At 60.1% G+C, this 10,682-nt stretch carries 14 protein-coding genes and 1 pseudogene; 10 read left to right on the plus strand and 5 right to left on the minus strand.

What is annotated here, in order from left to right; translation table 11 throughout:
• From MBENS4_RS22215 to MBENS4_RS22225, 3 genes and pseudogenes are all read right to left on the minus strand, one after another.
• A pseudogene (locus tag MBENS4_RS22215) lies at positions 1 to 358 on the minus strand (DNA methyltransferase); the annotation flags it as partial.
• Positions 359 to 416: 58 nt separating this feature from the next.
• Complete coding sequence (locus tag MBENS4_RS22220; protein WP_039396075.1) at positions 417 to 749, minus strand: HigA family addiction module antitoxin; 333 nt, start codon at positions 747 to 749, stop codon at positions 417 to 419.
• A gap of 9 nt (positions 750 to 758) precedes the next feature.
• Positions 759 to 1,049: a type II toxin-antitoxin system RelE/ParE family toxin gene (locus tag MBENS4_RS22225; RefSeq protein WP_039396078.1), complete on the minus strand. Its 291-nt coding sequence runs from the start codon at positions 1,047 to 1,049 to the stop codon at positions 759 to 761.
• Positions 1,050 to 1,438: 389 nt separating this feature from the next.
• On the opposite strand from MBENS4_RS22225, the gene MBENS4_RS25005 reads away from it, so the two are divergent.
• The 5 genes from MBENS4_RS25005 (at position 1,439) to MBENS4_RS25010 (ending at position 3,995) form a co-directional block, all read left to right on the plus strand.
• The gene (locus tag MBENS4_RS25005; RefSeq protein ID WP_084592319.1) at positions 1,439 to 1,561 is read left to right on the plus strand and encodes an Arc family DNA-binding protein; all 123 of its coding nucleotides are present in this window, start codon (positions 1,439 to 1,441) and stop codon (positions 1,559 to 1,561) included.
• The gene (locus MBENS4_RS22230; RefSeq protein ID WP_039396081.1) at positions 1,558 to 2,136 is read left to right on the plus strand and encodes a recombinase family protein; all 579 of its coding nucleotides are present in this window, start codon (positions 1,558 to 1,560) and stop codon (positions 2,134 to 2,136) included. The genes MBENS4_RS25005 and MBENS4_RS22230 overlap by 4 nt, the downstream gene beginning before the upstream one ends.
• A gap of 311 nt (positions 2,137 to 2,447) precedes the next feature.
• Entirely contained in the window at positions 2,448 to 2,786 is a 339-nt protein-coding gene (locus MBENS4_RS22235) for a single-stranded DNA-binding protein (protein ID WP_039396084.1), read from the plus strand.
• A gap of 248 nt (positions 2,787 to 3,034) precedes the next feature.
• Positions 3,035 to 3,703, plus strand: a complete 669-nt coding sequence (locus MBENS4_RS22240; RefSeq protein ID WP_039396087.1) for a ParA family protein — start codon at positions 3,035 to 3,037, stop codon at positions 3,701 to 3,703.
• Positions 3,696 to 3,995: a chromosome partitioning protein ParB gene (locus MBENS4_RS25010; protein WP_084592320.1), complete on the plus strand. Its 300-nt coding sequence runs from the start codon at positions 3,696 to 3,698 to the stop codon at positions 3,993 to 3,995. Before MBENS4_RS22240 ends, MBENS4_RS25010 begins: the two co-directional genes overlap by 8 nt.
• A gap of 71 nt (positions 3,996 to 4,066) precedes the next feature.
• Here MBENS4_RS25010 and MBENS4_RS22245 read toward each other — a convergent pair.
• Positions 4,067 to 5,238, minus strand: a protein-coding gene (locus tag MBENS4_RS22245) for an IS3 family transposase (protein WP_085997526.1) whose coding sequence is annotated in 2 segments (ribosomal slippage) — positions 4,067 to 4,974 and positions 4,974 to 5,238 — 1,173 coding nt in all. Because the reading frame shifts where the segments join, the coding sequence is not laid out codon by codon here.
• Between the two features lie 337 nt (positions 5,239 to 5,575).
• Positions 5,576 to 6,616, minus strand: coding sequence for an IS110 family transposase (locus tag MBENS4_RS22255; RefSeq protein ID WP_039396099.1), 1,041 nt, complete (start codon positions 6,614 to 6,616; stop codon positions 5,576 to 5,578).
• Between the two features lie 157 nt (positions 6,617 to 6,773).
• Here MBENS4_RS22255 and MBENS4_RS22260 point away from each other — a divergent pair, with 157 nt between their 5' ends.
• From MBENS4_RS22260 to MBENS4_RS22280, 5 genes are all read left to right on the plus strand, one after another.
• A complete protein-coding gene (locus MBENS4_RS22260) occupies positions 6,774 to 7,154 on the plus strand; it encodes a hypothetical protein (protein ID WP_039396102.1) in 381 nt (126 codons plus the stop codon).
• Positions 7,155 to 7,509: 355 nt separating this feature from the next.
• Entirely contained in the window at positions 7,510 to 7,878 is a 369-nt protein-coding gene (gene tnpA, locus MBENS4_RS22265) for an IS66-like element accessory protein TnpA (RefSeq protein ID WP_039396105.1), read from the plus strand.
• Between the two features lie 17 nt (positions 7,879 to 7,895).
• Positions 7,896 to 8,216, plus strand: a complete 321-nt coding sequence (gene tnpB / locus MBENS4_RS22270) for an IS66 family insertion sequence element accessory protein TnpB (RefSeq protein ID WP_007013329.1) — start codon at positions 7,896 to 7,898, stop codon at positions 8,214 to 8,216.
• 73 nt (positions 8,217 to 8,289) lie between these two features.
• Positions 8,290 to 9,939, plus strand: a complete 1,650-nt coding sequence (gene tnpC / locus MBENS4_RS22275; RefSeq protein ID WP_039396390.1) for an IS66 family transposase — start codon at positions 8,290 to 8,292, stop codon at positions 9,937 to 9,939.
• On the plus strand, positions 9,936 to 10,574 hold the full coding sequence (locus tag MBENS4_RS22280) for a plasmid pRiA4b ORF-3 family protein (RefSeq protein WP_039396108.1): 639 nt from the start codon (positions 9,936 to 9,938) through the stop codon (positions 10,572 to 10,574). The genes tnpC and MBENS4_RS22280 overlap by 4 nt, the downstream gene beginning before the upstream one ends.
• Positions 10,575 to 10,682: the final 108 nt, after the last annotated feature.

The raw sequence follows: 10,682 nt of genomic DNA on the forward strand, positions 1-10,682 counted from the left end.
ACGCCGCACCCAAGATTTCTATGCTGGAACGATAGTCAGCCTTACTGTCATACGGGGGGTCAATGTAGATAAGGTCAACCGCTCCTCGAAATGATACTCCCTCATCTTCTCCCGCCAAAAGCGTAGCCATTGCCAGAAGATTGTCACCATAGATTAGCCGGTTCGGGTGCTCATCTTGTTCGGTCTTTGCCTTTTTATTTTTAAAAAGGTCTTCGATATTAGTATCCCGCGAGGGAACAACCAGTTCTCGCGTCTGCAAACCGAGACGGTAGTTGCTCTCGGCCCGCTCCATAACACGCTCGGCCTCGCGCTTGCCTTCCGCAACGATGGACGGCAGCTGTTCGAGCAAACTTTTCATTCAAATATCCCCCTGCCCGCGCCGGTGGCGCGGCATGTCGTAATCACGTTGTTCTCTATCAGACCAGTGCGGGCTGCGGGTCGAGCGGCTTGCCCTGGAAAGGCGCGACATTGATTTCCCCGGCCCGCTTGCGGGCTTGGGCAATGTCATAGCTGTTCTGCATCCGCATCAGCGTTGCCATCGACACACCGAACGCCTTCTCGATCCGCACGGCCATTTCCGGTGAAAGGTGCGCGCGTTCGTTGAGCAATGTCGAAAGCGTTGCTCGCGTAACGCCAAGAACCTCGGCGGCATCCGTCACGGACAGGCCGAACGGTTCGATGATTTCATGCTTGATGAAGCCGCCAACGTGGGGCGGGTTCTTCATCCGAATTCCGTCAAGTGCTGCCATGACCACCTCCTAATGGTAATCCTCGTAATTGAGGTCGATGATCTCGATCTCGTTCTGGTCGATCTTGAATGTGAGCCGCCAATTTTTGGTGACGAACAGACTCCATGTGCCTTTCCGATCACCGGTCAACAGGTGGGCTTTCCAACTGGGAATGGTACGAATTTCCTCTTCGCTATCCATATCCTGAAGGAAGCCGATCATGCGGCGTAGCTTCGGCACTACCGCTTGATCCAGACCGCGCTCATCGTCATCGACCACAAGGCGGCGCAACCCTTTGTGGATCACATTCCTGATCTTCATGTGTTGTCAGTACTCGCCCTTGCGTTCGGTGTCAAGTGACGCCATACACAGCGAGGTTGTTCATATGATGCTCGGATGGTGGCGTGCTTGATCAAGATGGCCCTCAAGGAAGGCGCAAGGTGAAAAGCCTCTCACCCGGATCGCCGTAAGCGCGGGCGGAGGTAGGTAATGGTGGGCTTCAGAATCAGTCAACAAAACGGTCGTTTAGTTGACTGACAACTCCTGCAAAATTCAGGCGCGCAGGAGTGGCTCATTTCCGCGCATTGTGCACTGCACAAAATCTGCGAATTTTTCGGTAGTCAACTTATCTGAAAAAATGTCCATCTAAGTTGACAGAATTGTCCATTCCGTTCAGATTTGAACAAATCAAGAACCGGAAGGATACTGACATGACCCATCAGTTCATCGTTCGAATGCCGCCCGGACTGCGTTCTGCTCTCAAGGAGCGCGCGGTCGAAAAACACCGCTCGATGAACGGGCAGGCCATCTATGAAATTGAGGCGGCCCAATGAAGCTGGGATATGCACGCGTCAGCACCGGCGAGCAGAACATGCGATTGCAGATCGACGCGCTTCGCGCAGCGGGTGCGGAGCGGATATTTGAGGACCATGGCGTCTCCGGCTCAACGGTCTTCAAGCCTGCTTACACCGAAATGCTGAAGCTCGCCCGGGCTGGCGATGAGATCATAGTCTGGCGCCTGGATCGCCTGTCGCGCTCGCTCGTGACCCTCATCACCGAGCTTCAGTTACTCGGTGAATTGAAGGTAGGATTTCGGTCCTTATCCGAAGAGCTTGAAACGGTGACGCCAGCGGGGCGCCTGTTTTTCCATATGGTCGGCGCCTTCGCGCAGTTCGAGCGTGACGTCATTCAGGAACGTACTAACGCGGGTCTTCTCGCGGCTCGAAACGCTGGCACGAAGCTGGGCCGCCCCCCGGTGATGGACGATGCGCGTTGGAAGCAGGTCAAGGAGCTGATCGAAGGCCCCGCTGCTATGAAGGTATCGGCGGTCGCGAAGCTGGTCGGCGTGACGCGCCAAGCGATCTACAAGCGGCTCGATGCCGAGAAGAAGGCGGCTGAAGTCGCTTAGTCATCCCCTGCCCTTCCCTGTACTGAAGTCGGTTCCATCTCGGCCATTCTCCCGGTCGGATCACGATGCCTGTGCGGTGGCAAGCGGGTTCCGTAATCGCACGACAAGGCTGTGTCCTTCGCTTCGTTGCTGTTTGACGCATTTGGTGTCCTCGCTTTCCTAAGCGGGCCTGAGCCTTCGGCCCCAAGCAGAAAAGCGGCGCGTAGCGCCTACGGTTTCCGCGTTGCGGACCCTCCGTTTTTCAGCTTGCCCGCGTCAGGCGGTCCACCTCTCGAATTGCGTCAGCAACTTGAGAGCGAAGGATAAAGACCATGCAGAACATCGCAGAATTTCGGATCATCGGTCGCGTCGGCAAGATCGAGATCAAGGACAAGGTTGCGTTCCTTGATGTGGCGGCAAATTACAGCCGCAAGGTCGATGACCAGTGGGAAGACGACCCGCACTGGAACCATCTCACCCTCTTCGGCAAGAACGTCGAGCGGGCGAAGAAGATCGGCAAGGGCGACCTTATCCACGTCACCGGCCGCGTCCGCCAAAGCAGCTTTGAGCGTGAGGGCCGACGCGAGTACCGTGTTGATCTGATCGTCGAGCGCTTTGCGGTTCTGGTCCGTAACGGCGGCCAAGAGGATCGTGACCACGAGGACGATTGACCGGATAAGGGCGGCGCGGTGCGCCGCCCTTATCCGATATTCCTAATTACCTGGTATTGAAAAATACCAGATTTGTCGGACAACCGGGTATATTTCAAAATCTGGTTTTTTAGAAAACCCGGTCTTGTCAAAAACCGGGTATTTTATTAAACCCGGTAATCTGTAATACCGGGTAAGCGTTCAAAGCCGCTTCCGATTATCCGGTAATTCTAAATACCAGATAACCTTAAGCGGTTTGAGGACAGACAATGCCGACCATAGCTATCGCGTCGCCCAAAGGTGGGGCGGGTAAGAGTACCACCGCCGTAATCCTGGGGACCGAACTGGCTCATGCTGGCGTACCAGTGACGATGCTCGATTGTGACCCGAACAAGTCACTCACCTTATGGGCGGCGCGTGGGACAGTGCCCGACCGGATAAAGGTTCTGACTGACATTACCGAATCCGACATTATCAAGACCATTCGCGAGCACGACCGCGATGGGCAGATTGTCATCGTTGACCTTGAGGGTGTGGCATCACGCCTTATGTCACGCGCGATCTCCCAGGCCGACCTCGTGATCACGCCCATGCGTGCCACAACCCTTGATGCCATGATCGGAGCACGCACGATCGCGCTCATTCAAGAAGAAGAGGAGGCGTTAGGGCGCTCCATTCCGTTTGCGATTGTCTTCACCATGACGAAGGCTGTCCGATCGAAGCAACATTCGGGGATCGAAGCCTCATTGAGCGATCAGGGTGTTGACGTGATCAAGCCCGAACTGATGGAACGAGCGGCCTTCTCAAGCTTCTTCGAGTTCGGCGGAGATCTCTACTCGATGCCGGCGCAAGGCAAAATCGAGAACGCGCAAGAGAACGCTTCTGCGTTCGCGAAAGCCGTGTTTGAGCGACTGGTAGGGGAGGGGGCTGATGCCTGAGGACAAGCCTTTCAGCATCAACGTTGGGCAACTTAAGGCGAGGCCAAAGCAGGCCGATCAAAGCCGCGTCGAGGCAGTCGACAAGGCCGCGGCCGAACATGGCTTCGTCCAGCGCGAACCTGGCGGGAGGCGTGGACGGCCTAAAAGTCCGAGGACAGGGCAGGTCCATGCCAAAGTGCTTCCGAATGTCGCTGATGAAATCTCGCAAGAAGCGCAGCGTCGGGGGGTAACTCAAGGTGTGGTTATTGAGGAGGCTTGGGCCGCGTACCTCGAAAGCAACGGAAGGCGCTGACAAAGAAGGAGTGAGGTGGTCCCGCCTTCCTGTACAGGTTTGCGGCTAAGTTAAGCTCATCCGGTTGTTGTTTACGCCGCCATTCTGGTGATCAGATCATGGGGGGCATGCCCCCCATGATCTGAAGCGTCGATTTGCCCATATGCCTCTGCCGGGGTTTTGCCTGCAAGGCGTGAGTGAGGCCGGTGATGGTTGTAATAGGCGAACCAGCGGGACAGGCCTGCGCGCAGTTCGGAACCCGTCTCGAAGGCGTGCAGATAGACGCACTCGTACTTCACCGAGCGCCACAGGCGCTCGATGAAGACGTTGTCCATCCAGCGCCCCTTGCCATCCATGCTGATTTTCACTTCGGCCGCCCGCAGCACGCCGGTGAAGGCCTGCGAAGTGAACTGGCTGCCCTGATCGGTGTTGAAGATGTCCGGCTTGCCAAAGCGGGCCATGGCATCCTCCAGAGCCTCGACGCAAAAAGCCGCGTCCATGGTATTGGACAATCGCCAGGCCAGCACCTTGCGGGTGGCCCAATCCATGATCGCAACGAGATAGAGGAAGCCTCGGCGCATCGGTAGATATGTCACGTCCGCACACCACACCTGATTGGGCCGCTCGATCTTCATGTCCCGCAGCAGATAGGGATAAATCCGATGCTCCGGGTGCGGATCGCTCGTGCGCGGGCGCTGGTAGATCGCCGCCAGCCCCATCTGCGCCATCAGCCGTCGTACCCGGCGGCGGCCCACCGCATGACCAAGCCGCTGCAGGTGCCGCACCATCTGCCGGCTGCCGTACCACGGACAGTCCATGAACGTCTCGTCGATTACCCGCATCAGCGCCAGCGTCTCCTCGCTCTGAGGCGCAGGCGTATAATAATAGGAAGACCGGCTGATCGACAGCAGGCGGCACTGCGCCGCGATCGACAGGCGCTGGTGAGCAGGCTCGATCAGCAATCGCCTCTGGCCCGCGCTCATCGACCGGAGGCTTTCGCCAAAAAATCCCGCTCCACCAGCAATTGCCCGATCTTGGCATGCAGCTTCTCGATTTCCGCTTCGGTCTCCGTCTTCGACGCCTGCTCACCGCCGTCGAACAGGCTGGCCATCCCGTCCACCGCCTGACGCTTCCATCCCCCGATCATCGTATGGTGGACGCCGTGCTTCGCAGCCAGTTCCGCCAGCGTCAGTTCACCACGGATCGCCTCCATCGCAACTTTCGCCTTGAATTCCGCGCTGTAGCGCTTTCTCGTCTTCTTCATTCCCGTCCATTCCTTAGGTCGGGATGAGCTTAACACCCTGTCCAGATTTCCAGCACCATATGTGGACGGCTCCCTCTTGCAAGGGCTGTGCGGAGAATTTGATCGGATCGCTTGCGTCCATATGTCCGGCCTGTGGGTGCGACCGCACATGGTCGCTGGCCAAGATGGTTTCCGCAGCATGAGTTCCAAACACCTCAGCGGCCTCGAACGGCCATTGGTGCCGATGGAATGCCACACGCCTTGGATCGATCGATCGCACCATCTGCTCAATTCCTGCAAGATTTGGCATCAGCTCAGTACGATAGCAAACGGCTGCTCATCGTGCCTGGCCAATCTCTCACGCTGCCACTGCCGGCGGCGATAGTTCTGCTCTTCGATATTGCTCACCGCTCACCATCAGTTTCCAGGCGATTCTCGCGATCTTGTTGGCGAGCGCCACCGCAACGAGTTTGGGCTTCTTGCGTTCGAGCGATCCCAAGAGCCAGACAGAGGCATTCTTGCCTCCGGTACGGCGGACGTGCTGAACAACGGCGGTGGCTCCTACCACGAGTGTACTGCGCAAGAGCTCATCACCGGCTCGTGTAATGACCCCGAGCCTGACTTTGCCGGCAGTCGAATGATCGCGGGGTGTCAAACCGATCCAGGCCGCAAAGTCTCGCCCGGATTTAAACTGTTGCGGGTCTGGGGTTTTCATCATTAGCAATGAGGCGCCGATTGGGCCGACGCCGGGAATTTTTGCGAGCCGTTGGCTACATTCGTCATTGCGGTGCCATTCCATGACCTGGGCTTCGACCCGCTCGATTTCCATCAGGAGCTGCGAATATTCCCTGCCATGAAGCGCAAATAATTCCCGTGCCAGTTCCGGGATCGCCTCGTCCGCCGCGATGCGTTCGAGCAGGGGCTCGATCCGGCACATGCCCGTTGCTGCGGTAACTCCGAACTCTGCCGCAAAGCCACGGATGGTGTTGGCGAGCTGCGTGCGTTTCTGAATGAGCCTGGTACGCATCGCTATGAGCATGAGGGCGGCCTGCTGCTCTACGCTCTTAGCCGGCACAAACCGCATTGTGGGGCGGCTCATCGCCTCGCATAGCGCTTCTGCATCGGCCGCATCATTCTTGCCGCGCTTGACGTAAGGTTTTGCCAGTTGCGGTGCGATCAACCTCACTTCGTGACCATACGAACCGAGAAGACGCGCCCAGTGGTGCGCGCTGCCGCAGGCCTCGATGGCGACGACAGTCGGTGGCAACTTCTCGAAAAACCGGACCATCTCCCGGCGCGTCAGCTTCTTGCGCAAGACCGGCTGTTCTGCCGAATTGACACCGTGCAGTTGAAAAACGTTCTTTGACGTATCCATCCCTATGCGAATAATCTGTTCCACGGGCGGCTCCTTCATGTGAGTCCTACAACGAAATCACCTTGGCACATTGCGATGCCGCTGGGAGCCGTCCAACCCAACACCTCAGAGCGAGGGCAGCAGTCGGGTGCAACCGACCGCCGCCCTCTGATCACAACCGCAAAACAGGAGTTTGCGAATCATGACTGAAAACGACCTAGCCGGGTATCTGCGTCCACGCGAATCCGAATGGACCTTAGCCCTGGAACGCTATCGCGATGCGTGCGCGGTGATGCGTTGTGTGATCGATCAAGCCGAAGCGGAAGGGAAGGACCTTCCGCCTGGACCTGAAGATGCTCACGAAGCGGCAGCGCGTGCCTTGATCTTAACTCCCGGAACGCACCTCCTGCATGTTGCGCAGAAAGTGCGAGCCCTGGACAACCTGCTCGGCTTGTCGGCAAACTGGCCCGGTCTAGCCGATGTTTTGATCCATGATCTGATGCAGCTCATCGGCACTAGCGATGGTGAGCAGGCGTTCTTGCCAAACTCAATCATGTTCATGCCGACGAGGACTGTCGCTTGATCTGGCATCTGGAAGCGCGATGCGGAGCCTATGCTTCCCGGATCGCGCTTCCTTCCCGTCGTGCACCGCAGGCGCATGGTGAGTTATGTCGCGCCATATGAGTGGGCCGACCATAGGCAGCGACCACATCAAGGCAAACACGAACGCCTTTCGCACGGACACGAAAACTGCCGTGAATGGGAGCGCGACAACTCCGATAAGAAGCCAAAGGAACGATAGCGCGGCCATGTTCGTGGTGCCCCTTTCAAAGCGGCCCTAAGCCCGATGAGCGTACCCATCCGGTGAGCCCCGCCTTGTCCGGTGAGTGAACGACCGGTCTTAAGAGCGCTCGTATGAGCGAGCTTAGGAGCGCAGCATGGGGCAGATTACGGTGATGACGGGGCCGGAGCGGCGGCGTCGGTGGCGGGACGAGGAGCGCTTCAAGATCCTGGCCGAGGCCTTCGCGCCGGGCGCATGTGTCGCGGACGTAGCCCGGCGGCGGGACGTATCGACCAGCCTGATCTACACCTGGCGGCGCAATCTGCGACGCGAACAAGCCAAAGGGGCATCCCTTCCGATGGTGGAGGCAGCCTTTGCCCAGGCGGTCCTCACTAAGGACGAGAAGGTGGACGGCTGTGATCGCTGCGGCGTGATCACCGTCGAACTGGGCGAAGGTCGGCGCGTTCGCATTTCGGCCGAAGCTCCCGCTGCACTGGTCACCGCGACCTTGAAGGCGCTGCGGTGATCCCAGCGGGCGCGCGGGTGTGGATCGCCATGGGGCACACGGACATGCGCAAAGGGATGCAAGGGCTGGCCTTGCAGGTCCAGCAGGGCCTGAAGCGCGATCCGCATGGGGGCGACCTGTTCGTGTTTCGCGGACGGACGGGATCGCTGATCAAGATCATCTGGCACGACGGGATAGGCATGTCGCTCTATTCCAAGCGGCTCGAGAAGGGACGCTTCGTGTGGCCCTCGGCGAAGGACGGGATCGTCTCGCTGACCAACGCGCAATTGTCCTGCCTGCTGGAAGGGATCGACTGGCGTAACCCGCAGTATTCCTGGCGCCCGCAGAGCGCCGGATAGACCAGCCACTTTCTTCGCCTTCCGGCGCATTTTCGGCTTCAATGCTGCGCCGATCTGTGATTCCATGCTCGTCATGGACACGGCCGCATCGCCCCTTCCGGACGACGTCGAAGCGCTCAAGGCGCTGCTGTCCGCCGCGCTTGAACGCGCCGACGAGGCCGAGGCGCGCCTCGCCAATGCCAGGGCCCGCGAGAGCGCGACCGAGGCGATGATCGCCCACCTCAAGCTGCAGATCGCCAAGCTGCGCCGCGAGCAATATGGCGCCAGTGCCGAGCGCAGCCGTCGACTTCTCGACCAGCTTGAGCTTCAGTTGGAAGACCTCGAGGCCGATGCCTGCGAGGATGACCTAGCCGCCGAAGTTGCCGCCGCCAGGACAGCCGACGTTGCCGCCTTCGCGCGCAAGCGGCCGAGCCGTAAGCCGCTCCCCGCACACCTCCCGCGCGAGCGCGTTGTCATTCCCGCACCGTGTTCATGCCGGTCCTGCGGCGGCGTGCGCCTGTCGAAGCTGGGCGAAGACGTGACCGAGACGCTCGAAGTGATCCCGCGCCAGTGGAAGGTGATCCAAACGGTACGCGAGAAGTTCTCGTGCCGGGATTGCGAGGCGATCACGCAGCCTCCAGCGCCGTTCCATGTCGTGCCGCGCGGATGGGCCGGCCCCAGTTTCCTCGCCATGCTGCTGTTCGAGAAGTATGGCCAGCATCAGCCCCTCAACCGCCAGGCCGAGCGCTTCGCGCGCGAAGGCGTGGCGCTCAGCACCTCGACGCTGGCCGACCAGGTGGGCGCGGCGGCCTTCGCCCTGATGCCGCTCTATCGACGGATCGAGGCGCACGTGCTTGCGGCCCGGCGGCTGCATGGCGACGATACAACCGTGCCGGTCCTGGCCAAGGGCAAGACCGATACCGCGCGCCTGTGGGTTTACGTCCGCGATGACCGGTCCTTTGCCGGCAGCGATCCGCCCGCAGCCCTGTTCCACTATTCCCGCGACCGGCGCGGCGAGCATCCTCGGGCGCATCTGGCGTCCTGGGCCGGGATTCTGCAGGCTGATGCCTATGGCGGCTACAACGAGCTCTACGCGCCCGGCCGTCAGCCCGCACCCGTGACCGAGGCGGGTTGCTTTGCGCATGCACGGCGCAAGTTCTTCGAACTCGCCGACGTCGAGGCCGCCGCACGCAGGAAGAGCCGCGGCGAGCGTACCGGCATGATCTATCCGATCGCGTTGGAAGCTGTGCAGCGCCTCGATGCCCTGTTCGAGATCGAGCGTGGCATCAGCGGCAAGGCCACCGAAGAGCGCCTCGCCGTCCGGCAGGACCTCAGCGCACCGCAGATGGCGGATCTGCACGCCTGGCTCACCGCCCAGCTCGCGAAGCTCTCGCGCAGCCACGATCTGGCCAAGGCCATCAACTACATGCTCCGACGCTGGGGGGCCTTCACCCGCTTCCTCGAAGATGGCCGGATCTGCCTCACGAACAACGCAGCCGAGCGGGCGCTGCGCTGCGTGCCCCTCGGGCGCAAGGCATGGCTGTTCTGCGGCTCCGATCGCGGCGGACAGCGCGCCGCCGTGCTCTATACGCTGATCCAGACCGCCCGGCTCAACGATGTCGATCCGCAGGCCTGGCTGGCCGATGTCCTCGCGCGCATTGCCGAGCATCCCGTCAACCGGATCGACGAACTGCTCCCCTGGAACTGGCAAGTCCGGCCCGGAGTGCTATCGCAGGTGGCATGACCGCCCGATCGACAGACAGGCCCACAGCCACCGACAGTTTCCTGCAGATCGCAAGGCTGCGCATCGAGCTTGAGGACAGCGATCCGCCAATCTGGCGCCTGGTCGAAGTGCCGACCTCGGTCACTCTCAAGGTCCTGCACGACATCGTGCAGGCCGCGATGGGATGGTTCGATTACCATCTCTGGGAGATGCGCATTGACGACCAGACTTATGGCCTGCCGATGGAAGACGACTGGGGAACCGCTCCGCGCAAGATTGCCGCGCGCATCCGCCTGCGCGACGTACTCGCTCCCGGCGCGACCACGATCGCGTATTCCTACGACTTTGGTGACGACTGGCAGCACACGCTCACCTTGAGCGACGTTCGGCAGGGAGATCCGGCTCTCGCCTATCCCCGCTTCATCGGCGGCGAGCGCGAGTGTCCACCCGAGGATTGCGGCGGGATCTCCGGCTTCTACGAGATGCTGGAGATCAGGTCTGATCCCACGCACGAGCAGCATATCGAAATCAACGACTGGCTCGACGGCTACGACCCGGACGAACTCGACATCTTGCCGATCGAAGCGGGGCTCGCTCGTATCGCTGTCAGACGCAACGCCGCAGCAAAGCGCATCATCAAACCAAAGGCGACCTAGCCACGGCCACTGCGGCCTTCACCGGATGGGTACCGATGAGCTCAGGTTGCTTCCAGCGCTTCCAGATGGCGCGCGATGCTCTCGCCGCCATGCTTCTCGATCGCCTTT

The organism is Novosphingobium sp. MBES04 (genome assembly GCF_000813185.1).
Lineage (GTDB): Bacteria > Pseudomonadota > Alphaproteobacteria > Sphingomonadales > Sphingomonadaceae > Novosphingobium > Novosphingobium decolorationis.